Source organism: Ruegeria sp. AJ12 (genome assembly GCF_056536245.1).
The window spans coordinates 985,001-1,002,640 of record NZ_JBQFJJ010000001.1; the positions used below are offsets into that span (position 1 = coordinate 985,001).

13 protein-coding genes, 1 tRNA gene, 2 rRNA genes and 1 pseudogene (1 of these 17 running past the window's edge) are annotated in these 17,640 nt (G+C 55.3%); 9 read left to right on the forward strand and 8 right to left on the reverse strand.

Annotation, left to right across the window (positions count from 1 at the left end; all coding sequences use genetic code 11):
- The 3 genes from ACR3E0_RS04920 to ACR3E0_RS04930 form a co-directional block, all read left to right on the forward strand.
- Window positions 1-2,245 (forward strand): 23S ribosomal RNA (locus ACR3E0_RS04920) (it extends 697 nt beyond the left edge of the window).
- Window positions 2,246-2,433: 188 nt separating this feature from the next.
- Window positions 2,434-2,548: ribosomal RNA gene (rrf, locus tag ACR3E0_RS04925) — 5S ribosomal RNA — on the forward strand.
- Between the two features lie 125 nt (window positions 2,549-2,673).
- Window positions 2,674-2,750: transfer RNA gene (locus ACR3E0_RS04930), tRNA-Met, on the forward strand.
- 552 nt (window positions 2,751-3,302) lie between these two features.
- Here ACR3E0_RS04930 and ACR3E0_RS04935 read toward each other — a convergent pair.
- Genes ACR3E0_RS04935 through ACR3E0_RS04950 form a run of 4 tightly spaced genes read right to left on the reverse strand, consistent with a single transcriptional unit; the run spans window position 3,303 to window position 6,000 of the window.
- The gene (locus ACR3E0_RS04935; protein ID WP_480476736.1) at window positions 3,303-3,866 is read right to left on the reverse strand and encodes a DUF1190 domain-containing protein; all 564 of its coding nucleotides are present in this window, start codon (window positions 3,864-3,866) and stop codon (window positions 3,303-3,305) included.
- Between the two features lie 28 nt (window positions 3,867-3,894).
- Window positions 3,895-4,305, reverse strand: a complete 411-nt coding sequence (locus ACR3E0_RS04940) for a DUF350 domain-containing protein (protein ID WP_480476738.1) — start codon at window positions 4,303-4,305, stop codon at window positions 3,895-3,897.
- Between the two features lie 20 nt (window positions 4,306-4,325).
- Window positions 4,326-4,970 carry a DUF2491 family protein gene (locus ACR3E0_RS04945; RefSeq protein WP_480476740.1) on the reverse strand — a complete coding sequence of 215 codons (645 nt, stop codon included), beginning with the start codon at window positions 4,968-4,970 and terminating at the stop codon, window positions 4,326-4,328.
- Window positions 4,951-6,000 carry a potassium channel family protein gene (locus ACR3E0_RS04950; RefSeq protein ID WP_480476742.1) on the reverse strand — a complete coding sequence of 350 codons (1,050 nt, stop codon included), beginning with the start codon at window positions 5,998-6,000 and terminating at the stop codon, window positions 4,951-4,953. Before ACR3E0_RS04950 ends, ACR3E0_RS04945 begins: the two co-directional genes overlap by 20 nt.
- Window positions 6,001-6,149: 149 nt before the next feature.
- Between ACR3E0_RS04950 and ACR3E0_RS04955 the strand changes: the two genes are divergently transcribed.
- The 3 genes from ACR3E0_RS04955 to ACR3E0_RS04965 are packed head-to-tail and all read left to right on the forward strand — an operon-like array spanning window position 6,150 to window position 8,433.
- On the forward strand, window positions 6,150-6,596 hold the full coding sequence (locus ACR3E0_RS04955) for a DUF2170 family protein (RefSeq protein WP_480476744.1): 447 nt from the start codon (window positions 6,150-6,152) through the stop codon (window positions 6,594-6,596).
- The gene (locus tag ACR3E0_RS04960; protein ID WP_480476746.1) at window positions 6,593-7,264 is read left to right on the forward strand and encodes a PspA/IM30 family protein; all 672 of its coding nucleotides are present in this window, start codon (window positions 6,593-6,595) and stop codon (window positions 7,262-7,264) included. Before ACR3E0_RS04955 ends, ACR3E0_RS04960 begins: the two co-directional genes overlap by 4 nt.
- A 5-nt stretch (window positions 7,265-7,269) precedes the next feature.
- The gene (locus tag ACR3E0_RS04965; protein ID WP_480476748.1) at window positions 7,270-8,433 is read left to right on the forward strand and encodes a glutathionylspermidine synthase family protein; all 1,164 of its coding nucleotides are present in this window, start codon (window positions 7,270-7,272) and stop codon (window positions 8,431-8,433) included.
- A gap of 353 nt (window positions 8,434-8,786) precedes the next feature.
- On the opposite strand, the gene ACR3E0_RS04970 is transcribed toward ACR3E0_RS04965, so the two are convergent.
- Complete coding sequence (locus ACR3E0_RS04970; RefSeq protein WP_480476750.1) at window positions 8,787-10,235, reverse strand: NCS1 family nucleobase:cation symporter-1; 1,449 nt, start codon at window positions 10,233-10,235, stop codon at window positions 8,787-8,789.
- 169 nt (window positions 10,236-10,404) lie between these two features.
- Here ACR3E0_RS04970 and ACR3E0_RS04975 point away from each other — a divergent pair, with 169 nt between their 5' ends.
- Together ACR3E0_RS04975 and ACR3E0_RS04980 are read left to right on the forward strand one after the other, a co-directional pair.
- Window positions 10,405-11,061 (forward strand): GntR family transcriptional regulator, encoded by a 657-nt coding sequence (locus ACR3E0_RS04975; RefSeq protein ID WP_480476752.1) that lies wholly within the window; start codon window positions 10,405-10,407, stop codon window positions 11,059-11,061.
- A 603-nt stretch (window positions 11,062-11,664) separates the two neighbouring features.
- A pseudogene (locus ACR3E0_RS04980) lies at window positions 11,665-12,422 on the forward strand (IS5 family transposase).
- Between the two features lie 86 nt (window positions 12,423-12,508).
- On the opposite strand, the gene ACR3E0_RS04985 reads toward ACR3E0_RS04980, so the two are convergent.
- The 3 genes from ACR3E0_RS04985 to ACR3E0_RS04995 form a co-directional block, all read right to left on the reverse strand.
- Window positions 12,509-13,801 carry an O-antigen ligase domain-containing protein gene (locus tag ACR3E0_RS04985; protein WP_480476754.1) on the reverse strand — a complete coding sequence of 431 codons (1,293 nt, stop codon included), beginning with the start codon at window positions 13,799-13,801 and terminating at the stop codon, window positions 12,509-12,511.
- Window positions 13,801-15,036 carry a GumC domain-containing protein gene (locus tag ACR3E0_RS04990; protein WP_480476756.1) on the reverse strand — a complete coding sequence of 412 codons (1,236 nt, stop codon included), beginning with the start codon at window positions 15,034-15,036 and terminating at the stop codon, window positions 13,801-13,803. Before ACR3E0_RS04990 ends, ACR3E0_RS04985 begins: the two co-directional genes overlap by 1 nt.
- 360 nt (window positions 15,037-15,396) lie before the next feature.
- The gene (locus ACR3E0_RS04995) at window positions 15,397-16,011 is read right to left on the reverse strand and encodes a LuxR C-terminal-related transcriptional regulator (RefSeq protein WP_480476758.1); all 615 of its coding nucleotides are present in this window, start codon (window positions 16,009-16,011) and stop codon (window positions 15,397-15,399) included.
- 252 nt (window positions 16,012-16,263) lie between these two features.
- Between ACR3E0_RS04995 and ACR3E0_RS05000 the strand changes: the two genes are divergently transcribed.
- Entirely contained in the window at window positions 16,264-17,637 is a 1,374-nt protein-coding gene (locus ACR3E0_RS05000; protein WP_480476760.1) for a WecB/TagA/CpsF family glycosyltransferase, read from the forward strand.
- The last annotated feature ends 3 nt before the right edge of the window (window positions 17,638-17,640 follow it).

Below are 17,640 nucleotides of genomic sequence, written 5' to 3' on the forward strand. Positions count from 1 at the left end.
AACCGAGTGATCTAGGCATGGCCAGGTTGAAGGTAAGGTAACACTTACTGGAGGACCGAACCCACATCCGTTGAAAAGGATCGGGATGAGCTGTGCCTAGGGGTGAAAGGCCAATCAAACTCGGAGATAGCTGGTTCTCTGCGAAATCTATTTAGGTAGAGCGTCATCCGAATACCCCGGGGGGTAGAGCACTGGATGGGTAATGGGGCCCCACAGGCTTACTGATCCTAACCAAACTCCGAATACCCGGGAGTACTAGATGGCAGACACACTGCGGATGCTAACGTCCGTAGTGGAGAGGGAAACAACCCTGACCTACGACTAAGGCCCCCAATTCATGGCTAAGTGGGAAAGCAGGTGGGACGACCAAAACAACCAGGAGGTTGGCTTAGAAGCAGCCATCCTTTAAAGATAGCGTAACAGCTCACTGGTCTAAATAAGTTGTCCTGCGGCGAAGATGTAACGGGGCTCAAGCCATGAGCCGAAGTCTAGGGATGCGTAAGCATCGGTAGCAGAGCGTTCTGTGAAAAAACGTCCTGCCTCTTCATAAACCTTTGTTTGACGGAAGATCGGGCCGCCGCGACGCTGGGGCGGGTTCCTGTGGAGAGATCTGCAGGGCCTCAAGTAGCGAAGCGATAGGCCAACAAAAGATCTTCTGATCTGCAACATGTGGTTTATGCGCAGGCATGGACGTTTGCGATGAAGCCAGGCTGTGAGGCACTGGTGGAGCGATCAGAAGTGAGAATGATGACATGAGTAGCGACAAAGAGTGTGAGAGACACTCTCGCCGAAAGTCCAAGGGTTCCTGCTTAAAGCTAATCTGAGCAGGGTAAGCCGGCCCCTAAGCCGAGGCCGAAAGGCGTAGGCGATGGGAACTAGGTTAATATTCCTAGGCCAGGAGGATGTGACGGATCACAGGTGTAGTTCAATCTTATCGGATTGATTGGGCTGCTGAGTGGTTCCTGGAAATAGCCCTCCATCAGACCGTACCCTAAACCGACACAGGTGGACTGGTAGAGCATACCAAGGCGCTTGAGAGAACGATGTTGAAGGAACTCGGCAAAATACCTCCGTAAGTTCGCGAGAAGGAGGCCCGGTTCCTAGGCAACTAGGGGCTGGGGGCACAAACCAGGGGGTGGCGACTGTTTATTAAAAACACAGGGCTCTGCGAAGTCGCAAGACGACGTATAGGGTCTGACGCCTGCCCGGTGCCTGAAGGTTAAAAGGAGAGGTGAGAGCCTTGAATTGAAGCCCAGGTAAACGGCGGCCGTAACTATAACGGTCCTAAGGTAGCGAAATTCCTTGTCGGGTAAGTTCCGACCTGCACGAATGGCGTAACGACTTCCCGCTGTCTCCAACATCGACTCAGCGAAATTGAATTGCCTGTCAAGATGCAGGCTTCCCGCGGTTAGACGGAAAGACCCCGTGCACCTTTACTACAGCTTCGCACTGGCATCAGGATTGTGATGTGCAGGATAGGTGGTGGGCTTTGAAGCCGGGACGCAAGTCCCGGTGGAGCCTCCCTTGAGATACCACCCTTCGCACTCTTGATGTCTAACCGCGGTCCGTTATCCGGATCCGGGACCCTGCGTGGCGGGTAGTTTGACTGGGGCGGTCGCCTCCTAAAGCGTAACGGAGGCGCGCGAAGGTTGGCTCAGAGCGGTCGGAAATCGCTCGTTGAGTGCAATGGCAGAAGCCAGCCTGACTGCGAGACTGACAAGTCGAGCAGAGTCGAAAGACGGCCATAGTGATCCGGTGGTCCCGAGTGGAAGGGCCATCGCTCAACGGATAAAAGGTACGCCGGGGATAACAGGCTGATACTGCCCAAGAGTCCATATCGACGGCAGTGTTTGGCACCTCGATGTCGGCTCATCTCATCCTGGGGCTGGAGCAGGTCCCAAGGGTACGGCTGTTCGCCGTTTAAAGAGGTACGTGAGCTGGGTTTAGAACGTCGTGAGACAGTTCGGTCCCTATCTGCCGTGGGTGTAGGAGACTTGAGAGGAGTTGCCCCTAGTACGAGAGGACCGGGGTGAACGATCCACTGGTGGACCAGTTGTCGTGCCAACGGCAGTGCTGGGTAGCTATGATCGGACAGGATAACCGCTGAAGGCATCTAAGCGGGAAGCCCCCCTCAAAACAAGGTCTCCCTGAGGGCCGTGGAAGACCACCACGTCAATAGGCCGGAGATGTAAGCGCAGTAATGCGTTCAGTTGACCGGTACTAATCGCCCGATAGGCTTGATTTGATCCAGTAATGGAAAGACAAATCACCAGAAGCATACACACCTTGAACAAGGACAGCGTCGCAGCGCCAAGCCGCGATGTTGGTTGATTATATAACCGTGCGGCAACGCGCCTTTATCTGCGATAAAGACGCTGCCTGCCGCGCGTCGCGCTTTTGCTCCGCAAAAGTCGCGACGTGGGCTTTCCTCGGTTTGGTGGTCATAGCGCAAGTGAAACACCCGGTCCCATCCCGAACCCGGTCGTTAAGCACTGCAGCGCCAATGGTACTTGGGCTTAAGCCCCGGGAGAGTAGGTCACCGCCAAACCTAGCAAAAGCCCACAATCTCTCTAAAACGATATCAGAATTACCGACCCCGGCCTCAAGTAGCGTAAGCGATAGGCCAACAATGGTCTCAAGTAGCCGAATAGGCGGTAGACCAAACCAAAGTGTCGCGGGATGGAGCAGCCCGGTAGCTCGTCAGGCTCATAACCTGAAGGTCGCAGGTTCAAATCCTGCTCCCGCAACCAAATCGGAATAGCCCAGATCAGCCCATTCAGGCTACAATTGATCGTAAGCGTTGCATCTGACCCCCTAAATATCACCTCATCCGGCCACTCTGAGCAGTCTATGATGCATCCAAAAGGATACAGGCATCATGAATTCTCTAGCTTTAGGTGAGCTCGCAAGTGACCAGAAAATCGAAAAAGTTTTCCATGCCTATGGCTACTCAATTCCCGTTGGGAAGGACGGCCGTCGACTGTGGCCCAGAAAATTCAAAAATGAAGTGGGTCAATGCATGAGAACCGGACGTCTATCAACACGCGATGTCGCAAAGCTGCCGCAAAGGGGGCCCGATGCAACGCTTACGACGTTTGGGATTTTACGCCAGCGACATAAGATGACGTAGCCCGACGGGCGCGTAAATTGCCCGTCAATAAGCATTGGTCAGATGTCGAGTACAGGAGAGAATTAGAGTGAATTCAGCCGTTCGGCGTTTGAGATGTGAGCCTACAACTTTCGCAAGCGCGTGAAATCGCAAAACTGTACATCGACGGAACAGAAGCCGATCAGCAAACTAGTCAACTCCCGAATGAACTTCCGCTGCGCGAGCCAAAGCCGCTGCGAGACGCTACGGTCGTTCTTGTTTGAACCCTGGGTGGCGCTTGTTTTACAGAGGGATTGTACTGCTGAATGTTGCTTCGAGACGTACCAAAACGTCCGTTGTCCATGTATCGGAGATAGCCACCTCCGGTCATGAAATAGCCTCTTCGGTCGCGCTCTCGGTAGACGGGCCGCACGAGATCGGAAATTGCTCCTCCTGCAATGGCGCTAGTGACGAAATAGCCAATGGGATTAGGCGAGTAGTACGTCTGCGCAGCGCCAGTCTCCCGCAGACACTCGCTGCGACCGTGTTCCGCTTCACACAGAGTCATGGTGTTGTATCTTGGGGCCGTAGCGACATGTATTCGCTGCCCTTCTTCCAACAGCGGAGTGCAATCACCATCCGGGACGAACTCCGCTTGTTCGCAATCAGAAACTGTCCGATAGACTTCGCCCTCGGTATCAACCTTCTCTTCGCATGCGGCGAGAGATAGCGAGGCTGACGCCATTGTGAGCAGTGTAATTGAGCGTGAACGTTTCATCAGCGTTTTCTCCGATCAGCCACGTGGGTCAATAGGTTATGCACGCTGCGTTCAGCAGCCCGACTGTAATCGCAAGACCTGCGAGCTTGATACTGACCGCGATTTCGCCCCGCGAAATGCGTTCGGATACCAGTGGATAAAACCGTCTGAAGACTTGATAAACCAACAACTGTGCGATCCCAGCGATGATACCCCATAGAATAAAGTCGATCAGGTTAATCGAATTGGCCGCTGCGCTAGCCAAGGGCAAAGAAAATCCAATAAACGCCGAACTAAGAACAACCGATGCCGCCGCGTTGTTTTCCTTGATCAATGCTACTTCGTCATTGGGCGTCATGCGCATGTAGAGCGCTACGAATGCAAGCAGCAAGAGAAGTGCGGTTGCAAAGTAAATCAGGAAGGGAGCGAGACCGGCCAGCGTGGCCATGATTGTCGTCATTTTTTTTGTCCTTTGCTGGATCAGATAATCAATGTGTGCTGCGGAAGCGCGCGACCAACTAGAAAGGATGCCGCGCGATCGCCGCTCTCGGGCTCTTCGAGATTGACAAGAAGCATCTCGTCGCGACCGTCGCCAAGACTGCGTCCAAATAGCATGGCCGTTTGGAAAATGCGCTTTTCTTTTTCGCTGTCGCGTTTCTCTCGCACCTCTTCCCAATAAGTCATTGGTTCTTCATCGGCATCGCTATGATCGAACCAGACTCGCTGAAAAGTCACTGAGCCAGTTTCGGTCGGTAGATCGAACTTGCGCCGGCGTTGCATAGACTTAATTTCCGACCATTCGCTATCTCGCGATAGATACCGAACATCATAGACGTACCAAAGAACAATCTCGTCGACGCGCGTGTCTCGGATGCCATCGCCTCCCTGAATCTGAAGTAGGTAACGGTCATCGTCAGGATAAAATCGATGAAGATGTGATTGCTCTCCCAGATCGCAATGCCCTTGCGCAGTGATCATGAAGCCGGTCGAGGGTGGTTCGAGTAATGAATCATCACTCTGCAGCTTGAGTTCAAGAGGGTCGATGGTCACGCTTCGCCCGATGGTCAGGCCAAGCATCTCTGGAATATTCTGCGGCTCTTCGCGGTTAAATAGTGATCGAAACATCGTCCTCCCCCAATCCACTCGCAATCTGTGCTGCCGACAGCCTTGTTTGGCACAGGTAATAGAATGTACCCTCTGCCTCCAACTGATCGGGAAACGGCGCAAACAGAAATGCAGGGTCATCCGATAGAGACATTGCGATCAATGTGGCGTCGTTGTTCTGAAGCGATGACCGCAAAGTCTCGACGGTCAGGGCCGATGCTGTTTTGGCAGAGAAGATGGTGGCGCCCACGTTTGCCGCGGAGAGCGCCATGAGGATCTGCCCCGCACCTGGGTCTTGCGCCGCGCGCACCAGCGCCTCAGACGCATTTGAAACGATCGCCTCCAGACCTGCAATCTTGGCGGCCCTTCGCGCGGTATCACGATCTTCAAAGAAAGCGGCAATGTGCAGCTTTTCGTTCAACTCGCGGATCGCCAGGCAGGTGTTGAAGGTTTCGGCATCAGAATGGGCATAGACCAGCACCTTTTCGGCGAATGGGATAGCCGCACGTTTCAACGAAGAAAGAGCATCGAGCCGGTCGGTCTTCACCAAGTATATCCCGTCGGGTAACTCAGCTTTGCTGCTTTTGGTCAACAATACAATTTTGTCGTCACCATCCTGACCAGCAATCAGGTTCTCAACCATAAGAGGCGTGTGATCCCGGTTGTAACCGACAATTACCGTCGCGCCTCGCATTTTTTCATAGCTGCCATGTCCATCAGTCATTCGCCTGATCCTTTCAACCATACCTCCCGCCAGCCACCCGAGCGCCGCAGAGAAAATGAGCAGTGAGCCGGGAAAAAACCAAAATGCAGCGATCAATCGCCCCGCTTCGGTTTGCGGAGAGTAATCTCCATATCCAACGGTCGATGCCGTTGTGGCTGCAAAGTATACGTAGACCGAAAAATTGCTTGTGAGTTCGTGCTCGCCAGCAAACCAGAACAGTACCCAGGAAACAACGAAGAAAACAAGTGCCATGAGGCACAAAAGCCACCATTTGAGCTCCAGAAATTCGCGATAAAATTTGGTGAGAAGCCTGTAGAAAATCGGCACGCGGCCTTGCCCTTGTTATTTTGAGTTCTGTGCAATCTTTGGTGCCTCTTCAGAAGGTTGTCAATTACACGAACGGCTTCGCCTTCTTGAAACCGGCGCCCCCGATGACTAGGAATGCATGTAGCAAAATTACCCTTTGGAGTAGCAAAATGTCAGACAATGCCCGCTCTTGGACTGTCTCATCCTTGAAGGAGGCGCTCACCGCGTCAGGCCCGGAGTACGGGCTTCGCTGCGCGCACGCCATCGGAACGAATATACTGGAAATCACAGTCGACAGCGCCGGCGATTTTGTTCTCCACGTGTCCGTTGGTGAAAGTCAAATTTTGACCTCGGCGATCTTGTGGCCACGCGACGCACAGGAGGATCCAACGAGCTTCGAAGCTATGATGCTGCGCAGCCATAAATCGCTTCTACCTCTCTGCGCTCTCTCGATCGATGTCATCGACGGACGGGAGTACTATGAGTTGTTCGGCGCTATGTCGTTGGATGCCTCTTTGAATGAAATTGTTACCGAATTCCTGACCATCTCTGATAGCGCACTTGAATTGGCGCGTGACATCGGGCCGCGTGGCCCCCGTTTGGAGGAAACAGCATGAGCGTCTGGAGAAAGCTTGTCACCGCTGTCAAAGGCACGGCCAACGACGCAGCCGAGGCCGTTGTTGATGCCAATCTGCTGAAAATTCTTGATCAGGAAATGCGCGAAGCGAAAGCCGCAATCTCAAAAGCCCGCGACGAGAAATCTCGCATGACGGCCAATCGTATCATGAAGGAAAAGTCAGTCGCCGAGATGATGACGGAGATAGAGCGGCGTACAGAAGCTGCGCGAAACGCCAAGCAGCAGGGCGATGAGCCTCTTGCGGTCGAAATCGTCGAGAGTGTTTTGAAGCTTCGCGATAGAGTGGAAGCCGACCAATCGCTTGCGGATCAATACCGGAAGACAGAAGACGGCATGGACAATGCACTGAAACTGTCCCAGGGCCGGATCGAAACGTTACAGCGCAAGATCGAGGCAGCCAAAGCAAACGAAGCACTGATTTCTGCGCAGAAGGCAACCGCTATCAATTCATCGTCTTCGAATGATCGATTGTCTAATGCGATGGCAAGCTTAGAACGGCTGGAACAGAGGCAGGTCCACCAACAAGCCATGTTGGATGCTGCTGAGGAAGAAGCCCAACAGATATCAGGCGAAGCCCTCGAAGATCGGATCAAAGCTTTGGAGAACCCGGCTAAGAACGACGTGCAAGCCATACTCGCCAAGCTGTAAAGCTGATGAAGAGGCATTTGTTGCCTGAGCGTCCCGGATGGCGGGCGCTGGCAGAGAGTTTGGGCTTTGGCTTTCATTCCATGTATGGAGCACCCTACTGGGATGAAAGCCGAGCCTATGTTTTCACCCTGGAGCAAATCGAAGCCAAGATCGAAGAGCCCACCGCCGAACTTTGGCAGATGTGCTTGGCTCTGGTGGCAGAGGTTGTGGCGGATCCATCGCTCATGCGTCGAATGGCGATCCCGGAGAGCTATCACTCCTGGATTGCCGAAAGCTGGCGTCGAGGCGATCCGTCGCTCTATGGCAGATTCGATTTTCACTACGATGGTTCTGGTCCGGCCAAGATGCTGGAATTCAACGCCGATACGCCTACTGCTCTATATGAAACGGGCTTTTTCCAGTGGGTATGGCTCGAACAGCAGATTGAGGCTGGCGTGCTGCCCAAAGATGCGGATCAGTTCAATTCGGTCCAGGACCAGTTGATTGATCGCCTCGGGAAGATGTTTGCTCCGGGCTATCACCTTCACTTCGCCAGCGTACAGGAAAACGAAGAAGAACGTGCGACGGTACGCTATCTTGAAGATTGCGCTAGGCAAGCGGGATTGATTCCGCATTTTGTAGCGCTTCAGGAAATCGGGCTTGATCTGCTCGGGCGTTTCGCGGACGGCGAGAGCTTTGTAATCGATACGGTTTTCAAGCTTTATCCATGGGAAGACATGTTTCGCGAAGAGTATGGCATCGCACTTCCTGATGCCCCAACGCGATGGCTCGAACCACCCTGGAAAGCGATCTTGTCCAACAAGGCAATTCTGCCGCTGCTTTGGGAGATGTACCCTGCTCACCCAAATCTTCTCCCCGCTTGGTTTGAAGCAAATGTGCCTGCGGAAGCCATCGAAGCTGCGCATGTAGTCAAACCCTTTTTCAGTCGCGAAGGCGCGAATATCATTCTCAAGCGTCCAGGTCAGCCGGACTTGGCGACGCCAGGAAACTACGGTGCCGAAGGTCGGATCATACAGAGCTATCAGCCTCCGGCGCGCTTCGATGGTTCCAACGCAATGTTGGGCTCTTGGATCGTTGGGGACGTGGCGTGTGGCCTTTGCATTCGAGAGGACAACCAGGAAATCACCCAGGACCTCTCGCGTTTTGTGCCGCACTTCATTCACGGGTAGCGACTTTGCGCCCATTCGCACAGTGCGCAGTATTGGTCGAAATGGGTTCCGTTCGGGCGCGGCGCAGCGGGTTCAACAACTGAGCCCATTTTTCCGAATGCTGCTCATTCCATAAAGGGGTATAGAGGGAGCGGGCCGAGTTTCGCAGCCGGTCAAAGAATGCCCCTCGCCTGCGCTCATCAACAAGCCCGTGAATCGTGAGAAGTTTCTACCCGACGATGCCGGCCGGACAAACAACTGGGGCTTGCTGTCGGTTCGTCTGCTATGCCTTACTTCTTCGCGAAGACACTGGTTTCAGGTCAATCACGCTGCCGGTGGAGATTGACCCCACCGGCAGATATCTCAGACCGTAGTCAGACTTTGACGTTGCCCTTGGCCAGGACGTTGTAGATCAAACCGCCCAATACGGCTCCAATCACCCAGGCATAGCCCGACAGCAACGAGAACCAGGGCACCCAGACGGTTGCGACCGAGAAGATGGCAGCCAGGCCGAAAGCCTTTACCGCGGCATGGTTCCAGCCGTTCTGGTAGTGATAGGTGCCCCCCTCCATGTTGTAGAGGTCATCCTCGTTCAGCTGCTCTTTCCGGTGCCAATAATAGTCAACGATCATGATGCCGAAGATCGGTGCCAGCGTCGCGCCCAGCGTGTTGACGAAACCGCTGATCCCGAATTGACTGATAAAGCTGTTCCAGAAGCCACCGATCACCAGTGCAAACACCGATGTGATCAGGCCCGCGTTCCGAAAGCTGATCTTTCCGGGTGCCACGTTGGAGATGCCATTTACCGCCGGGATGAAGTTGGCCACCAGATTGATGCCGACAGTGGCGGCAAAGAAGGTGATGGCTGCGATCACGCCCAGAAGCACGCTGTCGGTGCGTTCAACGATCTCGGTCGGGTTGATGATCTCTTCGCCGAAGACGACGGCCGCGCCGCCGGTCGTCAGCAAGGCAAGGGCCGAGAACAGGATCATATTCAGTGGCAACCCGGCAAGGTTGCCGATGATCATGGTTGGCTTGTCCTTGGCGTAGCGTGAGAAGTCGCTGAAGTTGATCATCACAGCCGCGAAATAGGCCACCATTGTGCCGACAATCGCAACAAAGCCTTTCAACTCGGTCCAGAAAGTGCCCTCCGGATTGGCAAAGATCGTTGCGGTGGCTTGCAGAAGCTGCCCGTCCGAACGCTGCCAAAGTACGACCACAAGGCCAATCATCACGACGTAGACGAAGGGGCCTGCGATGTTCAGGAAGGTTTCGACCCAGCCCATGCCACGCCAGAAGATGAAGATGTGAAAGGCCCAGACGATAACAAAAGAAAGCCAGTCGATACCGGTCAGGCCCAGGATTTCGGCACCGCCCGCTTCGGCGCCAGTGATAGACCGAATGAGAAGCGCCAGTGCGGTCGAGGCAAAATAGACCTGCACGCCATACCAGAACACAGCGACGGTGGCACGCAGAATGGCCGGCAGATTGGACCCTGCGGTGCCGAGACTGGCGCGCGCGAAGACCGGGTAAGGAATTCCGTATTTTTCACCCGCTGCGCCGGACAGGTTGACCATCCACATCACAAACAATCCGGCAAAGATCAAAGCCGCAAAGGCGGTCCAGCCGCCAACGCCGTAAGAGATGAAGAGAGACGCCACGAGCGAGTAGCCGAACAGCGATTGCACGTCATTTGCCCAGATGTTGAAGATGGCGAACCATCCCCAGGTTTTCTCGTCATCACCGACAGGGTTGAGCGTGTGCGTGCTCTCCCCCGCAATCGTATCACCATGGGCAACATGTATTTCTTCCGTTGACGCCATTTTTTCCTCCCAGTGTGCCTCACGAAGGGTGATTGCCGGTATGGCCGGACCCCTGTGAGAAGTTGTACTTGCAACTGACATTTTACATATTATCTTATTATGTATACTATCAATAATTTCATGTAGCACTTTAGCGAATTCAAAGATAATGCCGATGAGGAAGGCTGCGATGCACCAATTGAACGAGGTCCAACTTATGGCAACCCAGGCTCAGGAGGCTTTGTGGGCCGCGTTGCTTGCAGGAGAATTGCGTGAAGGGCAGTTTCTGTCGATGTCGCAACTTGTTGAAATTCTGGATTTTCCGATAGCTCCCATTCGGGAGGCGGTAAAGGTGGCAAGCGCGCAAGGGTTGCTGAGCGCGGTGCCGAAACGCGGCATTCGGATCATGGAAGCCCGCCCCGAAACGATCCGCGAATGTCTTGATTTCCGAATGGTGTTGGATCAGGAAGGTGCGCGGCGCCGGATCGCCGCCAACGCGCTTTCCGGGCTGGATGCGCTGCGGACACGGCATGTGGAGATGCGGGACGCCGCCAGAACCGACGCGGTGAAATCGCTGCCACCGAAGGCCACCGGGATCGATTTGTCATTGCACGATTTCCTGGCCGGAGGGCTGGACAACGCGCAGCTTGCAACGGTTTATGAGGCGAACCGGATACGCATCGGTATTATCCAGAATTCACGCCCGTTCCTGCAGGACCGGATCGTTTCGGCAATGGAGGAGCATATTGCCATTATCGATGCTCTGGAAAATGGCGACATTGAAACGGCGACAACCGCGATCCGACATCATTTTGATCAGACGCTTCGTTGGTGGGGTGTAACTTGAGTTCCGGCCCATTTCCAACTTCCGGGTGTTTGTCGCATACAAGATCACCTGAAGGTGATCTTGATAGTCATATCACAACAATTCGCGGCATAGTCATCGGTCCCAAGCGCAATTCCGATTTCGAAAATTTCGAGATTGATAGACGATTCAATCAAGTTTCCTCGGGGGTGTCTTCTCAATACCAATTGTCACGGCGCGCAAGCTCCATCTTCCCCCACGATGCAGAGCAGATCCATTCTCCCCTTAATTGGATCGCGCCTTGGCGATTGCTGCTCAAAACTCTTCCCATTTGGCAGCGGGGCGTACCCGCCTTGCGCCTGCGTCTCGTTGTGTCTGAACGAAGCGTAAGAAGCCAAGGCGAACTAACTCCTGATGTAAGGGAACGATCCTGCTCTTTCCGAACTTGACACGTTGGTATCCGCCCCCCTCTGGTGTGGGGTTGTATTAGAGTGTCCGGTAGTGGCCAACGGAAGTAATACATGCCGTGTCTGGACAGTGAGCGATACGCATGCAGCTTCATTTTGTGTCACACCGCTCTAGGCTCGGAATCCATTGATTTTTGCTTGGCTGCGTGATTCATTGCGCAGCAAGCAAGCGGTGACGATTTCTGATCTCTTCTGGTTAAGCGACGAGCAATTGGCCCGTCTTGAGCCCTACTTTCCCAAATCCCACGGCATGCCTCGCGTCGATGACCGACGCGTCTTGAGAGGCATTATCTTCATCAATCGCAACGGTTTGCGGTGGCGCGATGCATCCAAGGAATATAGCCCACACAAGACCCTTTATAACCGCTGAAAGCGATGGAGCGAGTAGGGCATATTTGCTGAGATGATGATGGGCTTGTCGGCTGACCATGGCGACGAAAAGACGGTCATGATCGATGCAACATATCTCAAGGCTCACCGCACGGCGTCCAGTCTTGCGGTGAAAAAGGGGACGTGGACGCCTGATAGGCCGAACCAAGGGCGGCATGAATACCAAACTGCATGCCATCTGCGACAGCCAGGGCCCGCCCTCTGAACCTTTTCATGACCGCCGGGCAGGTCAGCGATTACACCGGCGCGAAGGCTTTGTTGAGCAGTTTGCCAGCTGTTGATTGGCTACTGGGAGACCGAGGCTATGACGCTGATTGGTTCAGAGAAGCGTTGAAAGACAAGGGGATACGCGCCTGCATCCCCGGTCGAAAACAGCGCAAGAGACCGGTGCGATACGACAAACCGCGCTACAAGCGGCGAAATAGGATCGAGATCATGTTCGGCAGGTTGAAAGGCGGGCGGCGTGTGGCGACAGGCTATGACCGATGCCCCAAGGTCTTCTTATCAGCCATCGCATTGGCCGCACTCGTGATCTACTGGTTATGAGTCCTGACCCTAGAAACTTTGCAACAAAGCCCGCTACGACCGGTGCCCACAAGTCTTTCTGTCTGCCATCGCACTCGCAGCGCTCGTCATTTGCTGGCTATATGTCCAGAACCTCGATATACTGATTTGATCTCTCTCAGATGACAGCCGAGCGCCAATAGGGTTGGCCAGAGCAAATAGGTTTGAACCTCAACGTTTTCTCCAAAGGTAAGGAGGAGAATGGTAAGTAGCAGCCCCACCGGGAGTTTGCCTCGCTCAAACCTTATTGCGTCCAGGGTGACGACCGAGAAATGAACCAGAAACGGTATGAGAAACGCGGCAAATCCGGTCAGGCCTTTGACAAATAATAGCCCGTACCAGGTGTGATGGCTGCCGATCGGCATGTACTCAACAAGATGCGCTCCGGGTCTGACTGTGCCGTGCCCGAAAACCATCGCATCCGATTGCCAGCGCTCATACGCAATGCGCTGCAACGTTTCGCGTACGCGGGTGCTGTCGCCGCGCGCGGATTTGAAGCTGTAAAGGACCCGGTTGCCGAACTCGACAAAGACTGCGCCCCAAACGGCTACGGCGGTGGTGACTGCAGACAAAAGAATCCACCCCAAGCTGCGGGCTACAAGTGGCAACAGGCGGGGTGACAGCGAGCAGATCACCAATCCAACCAAACCCATTCGGGACTTGGACATCAGGATCATCAGAGCTCCGGCAGCCAAGCCGATGACCTTCCAACTGCGGTGCTTTTCTTCTAGGGCAAATAGGACCATGCAGACGCCCAACAAGGCCGCGAATGGCGACCAGGGCGCAAAGAACTGCCACCGTGGCGTGCCGCTGGCGGGGTCGATTGTATAGAGGTAGATCGAGAAATACTCGGGCCCCGGGCCGCCCACCGCTTTCAACGGGGACGTAAACAGCAGATGCGGCAGACCGGCATAGGGGGCGACAATGAACAACGGCAGAAGGCACAAGGTCCAAAGGCCCAGCACGCATTGCCCTCTGACTAGAAGCGCGCGCCGGATTGGTAAGACCGCCCCGGCAAGGATGAACAACGGAATCAACGCCCAACCCTTGGCCCATCCGATACTCGATTTGATCGTTTTGGTGGTGCCGAGGTTCCAATCTGCGTGACCAGCCCAAAGTGAGACAAGCATTACCAGCATGCCCGCGCTCCAAACCCAGACCAAAGCGGGTACAGGGCCGGTTGCACGCATATCCGAGCGGATCGCGGGGCCGAGATAAAGAGACAACCCAGCCATTGCAGCCAACATCCAACCCAGCACCGGACCAACAACATACAGCGCGCCAAGCCCGTAGAACGGCCATGTCCAGATCAGCGTGTACCAGACGATCTTTTCGGTTGGGGTTTCAGGGGCCACATGCATTAGACTTCGGCCTCTTTCTGGTCTTTCAGCAGCTTTGAGATCAGCGGGTTTCGGATCCAGGCCAGCACCAAACCCATCAGCAGCATAAGGCTTGCGGCGATCCCGGCGGTGATCGAGATTTTCTTGTTCGGTGAAGACGGGCGGGTCGGCAGAGACGGGTTCTCCAGCACTTGGATCAACGGGTAGGAGGCGTAGACATCGGTCTTTTTCGACTCGGACCGGGCGATGGCAGAGGCGAACACGGCTTCTGCCACGGCGAAATCTCTCTGCCGGTCCTCCAATTCAGCGGCGATGGGGGCGAGGTCTGACAAGTGCTGGGTTTCCAGACGAATTTGTTCGCGCAGTGTCGCGACCTGTTGTTCCAATCCGGCCCGTAAGGCATCTTCGCGCACCAACTCACTGAGCAACTGCGCCCGTTGCCCTTCCGGCGCGCGATCCAGTCCACCGAGCTGCTCGACCTCAAGACCAGTCACTTGCGACGCGCGTTGTAAGGCAACTGAACGCGCCCCTTCATAGTCGTTTTGGGCATTCACGTAGATCGGGTGGCGCGATCCGTAGGTCGCGTCGGCTTGTGCCAGCTTTGCAGCCCCCACCGACACGTCCTCAAGCAAGGATAAATACTGTGCATCGGCATAGAGTTTCAGCGTTGCCGCTGCTACATCAGAGGGCAGATTCAACGCGACCTGAAGTGCGGCGACACGTTCCGATTGGCGTGCCAGCTCGCTCTCCTGCTTTCGCAGTTCCTGCTTTGCACGGTCATTAGCGGCGACCTGCTCTTGGTATTGCGCGACTGATATCAGACCGCTTTGCGACTGCAGCTGTTTGATCTCGGCCCGCGTGGCCTGAATTGCGCGGGTATAGTCTTCGATCGCGCCTGTATTGCTGGCCTCGCGGGTGGCAATTTCATCGGCCCGCAGGGCGTCAATCTCAGCGAAAAAGGCGGCCACCAAGGCGTCACCATATTGCTGGGCATCCGCAGGAGAGGCCGCCTGAAGCTCGATATGTATAAGGCTGGTTTGATCGACCAGTTGCACCCGCGGCTTGCCAAACGCATCACGGTCAGCCTCTACAGCCTTGGCTGCCGCATCTAGAATGCGATCGGCCGACAATAGACGTTTATACGTCTCAGTTGGGCTGATCGACCCGTTGGCAAAGGCAGAATTCGCGTATGAAGATGCCTGACCGATATTGGCCAGATTGACCGATGCCGAAGCGCCAGATCCTGGCAGGATCAATGATGCGTTAGAGGTGTATTTGACAGGCGCGGATGCCAAGTAGCCGCTGATCGGGGCCCAGATGCAGCTCGCCCCTAGAAGAAATAGCGCCACGTAACGGGGCAGGCGGCCTGCATCGCTGAGGCGCCCTCCCTTTACGATGCGACGCCACCCGAGCGATCTGAAATTGGATCGCGAAATGCGCGCCCAATGCAGAAATTCTGTGTCGCGCGTGGAATCAGAGGAGTTCGAAATTTGTTGCGGCATGGAAAAACCCTTTCGTACAAGGGTGATACACCGCATCTGATCGCTGATCATTTGCTCAGCAGGCTAGGGGGCGAGGGGATTTGGAGCGCCCCCTATCCCTTCGGATAGTGAGGACTAGAACAACCCCGCCTCGCGTGCGGCCAAGGCGGCCTGCGTTCGATTGCTGACACCAACTTTGCGATAGAGCGTCTTCATATGCAGCTTGATCGTCGGCTCTGACAGATCCAGATCGCGGGCGATTTCCTTATTGGATTTGCCTTCAGTCAGCCCTTTCAGAACCTGCCGCTCACGCTCAGTCAGTTTTTGAGCCATAGGGTGGGAGTCTTCCGGCTGCTCTGCGTTCATGAAACCTGCAGGAAGGTATTGCTCTCCCATCGCCATAAAGCGGATCGCGTTGACGAGGGATTTGGCCGGTAGAGTTTTGGGGACGAAACCGGCCGCGCCAAGTTCCAGCGCGCGTTGCGCCAGATCGCGCGAGGTGTCGCCGGTAAACAGGGCCACGTGTTGGGCGCCGTCCAAAGCGATGCAGGTTTCAAGCCCGCTCAAACCGTTCATGCCAGGCATGTTCAGGTCCAGAAGGACCAAATCAAAGGCTCCGTCGTTCTCAATCAGAGTTTTCGCGGCCGGCAAATTCGGCGCGGTCTCAACCTCGATCCCGCCTGCAGCATCAATAAAGGCAACGAGCGTGTCCAAAATAAGCTCGTGGTCGTCAGCAATAAGAACTTTCATCTCAAATCTCCGTCTGCCCCCAACCACACCCAGATGTGTTAATAAATCATTGAACGCATGGCATGAAGCCTGCCCGACGGACAGGTGAATATCCAATCGGATAGGTCAGCGGGCCGTTTCCTCCACGCTATGTGCTGCGGGGTCGTTTGAATAGACCTATTCTCCGATCCCTCTCCGGATGCTCGCCTATCGGTTGCGAGATCACATTGGCAGTCTGAAGCCACAGATTGTCATACTTGATCGGAGAGTTCCATGCAGTTCCTGTCAGTCCAAGATATGTACAAAGGCGCGCAGCCGACACCCATACCAACTCTGGAAAAGACTGAGATTTTGGGTTTGCCAGTTGTGAATGCGCAATCCGGACAGGTGATTTCAAAACTGCTGGATGGGGCGCGCCGGACGGTGTTTTTCCTGAATGCACATTGCGCAAACATACGGGCCCGCAACCATACCTATCGAGCAGCATTGGCCCGGGCAGATATGATCCTACCTGACGGAATTGGGGTAGAGGTCGCGGCAAAGTTGCAAGGCGTCCAGTTGGCCGAGAACCTAAACGGCACTGATTTTATTCCCAAACTTCTGAAACGTGCGGCGCGTCTTGGGCAATCAGTCTACCTGTTGGGGGGACGTCCGGGAACAGCTCAGGCAGCGGCGGCGCGGTTGCAGCACATGATCCCCGAATTGGCCGTGGCCGGTACGCGCGATGGCCACCAAGGGGCCGCGCGGGTTAGTGAGGCGATCGACGATATCAACCAGTCCGGCGCAGACATCTTATTGGTCGCGATGGGCGTCCCGCTGCAGGAGCTTTGGATCACGCAGAACCGTCACAGGCTGGGCTCTCGCATCGCGCTGGGCGTGGGGGCTTTGTTCGACTTCCTGGCCGGCAATGTGCGGCGGGCACCGCGCATCGTTCGGCGCGCCCGGATGGAATGGGCATGGCGGCTGGCGATGGAGCCCCGCCGCATGGCCCGCAGATATCTACAGGGCAATTTTGAATTTCTCGGGCGTGCTGTGCACAATGCTCTTCCCAGGGTCTCAGCATGTCGCCTGCTGGACCTCACTCTGGCGGCGGTCGTGCTGTCTCTCCTGGTCCTGCCCATGGCCGCAATCGCCGCATTGGTGCGATTGGACAGTCGCGGCCCCGCCTTTTTTCGGCAGACACGCATTGGCCGAAACGGGGTGCCCTTCACGATGTACAAGTTCCGCTCGATGACGCAGGACGCCGAAGCGCGGCGTGCGGACCTGCTCATCCAATCGGATCGTGAGGGCGTGTGCTTTAAAGCCAAAAATGACCCGCGCATTACCCGTGTCGGGAAAGTTCTGCGCCGGTTTTCGTTGGATGAACTGCCGCAAGTCTTCAACGTGCTGAAAGGGGATATGTCGCTGGTCGGCCCGCGCCCGGCCTTGCCCGAAGAGGTTGCCGCTTATCCCGAACAAGCGCTGGAGCGCCTGCAGGTGCGCCCCGGTATCACCGGCCTCTGGCAGGTTTCGGGTCGTGCGGGCATCGGTTTTGATCGCATGATCGAGCTGGATAGGGCCTATGTCCGCTCCCGCTCGCCCCTTCTGAACCTCATCCTTATTGCGATGACCGCCCGCGCTGTCGTGTCGGGTAACGGCGCTTACTAATCA

Bases quoted from the DNA above. Each gene is read 5' to 3' on its own strand.
- ACR3E0_RS04935 (WP_480476736.1), bottom strand. From the start codon at position 3,866: ATGAAACGTTCACGCTCAATTACACTGCTCACAATGGCGTCAGCCTCG.
- ACR3E0_RS04940 (WP_480476738.1), bottom strand. From the start codon at position 4,305: ATGACGACAATCATGGCCACGCTGGCCGGTCTCGCTCCCTTCCTGATT.
- ACR3E0_RS04945 (WP_480476740.1), bottom strand. From the start codon at position 4,970: ATGTTTCGATCACTATTTAACCGCGAAGAGCCGCAGAATATTCCAGAG.
- ACR3E0_RS04955 (WP_480476744.1), top strand. From the start codon at position 6,150: ATGTCAGACAATGCCCGCTCTTGGACTGTCTCATCCTTGAAGGAGGCG.
- ACR3E0_RS04960 (WP_480476746.1), top strand. From the start codon at position 6,593: ATGAGCGTCTGGAGAAAGCTTGTCACCGCTGTCAAAGGCACGGCCAAC.
- ACR3E0_RS04965 (WP_480476748.1), top strand. From the start codon at position 7,270: ATGAAGAGGCATTTGTTGCCTGAGCGTCCCGGATGGCGGGCGCTGGCA.
- ACR3E0_RS04970 (WP_480476750.1), bottom strand. From the start codon at position 10,235: ATGGCGTCAACGGAAGAAATACATGTTGCCCATGGTGATACGATTGCG.
- ACR3E0_RS04975 (WP_480476752.1), top strand. From the start codon at position 10,405: ATGCACCAATTGAACGAGGTCCAACTTATGGCAACCCAGGCTCAGGAG.
- ACR3E0_RS04985 (WP_480476754.1), bottom strand. From the start codon at position 13,801: ATGCATGTGGCCCCTGAAACCCCAACCGAAAAGATCGTCTGGTACACG.
- ACR3E0_RS04995 (WP_480476758.1), bottom strand. From the start codon at position 16,011: ATGAAAGTTCTTATTGCTGACGACCACGAGCTTATTTTGGACACGCTC.
- ACR3E0_RS05000 (WP_480476760.1), top strand. From the start codon at position 16,264: ATGCAGTTCCTGTCAGTCCAAGATATGTACAAAGGCGCGCAGCCGACA.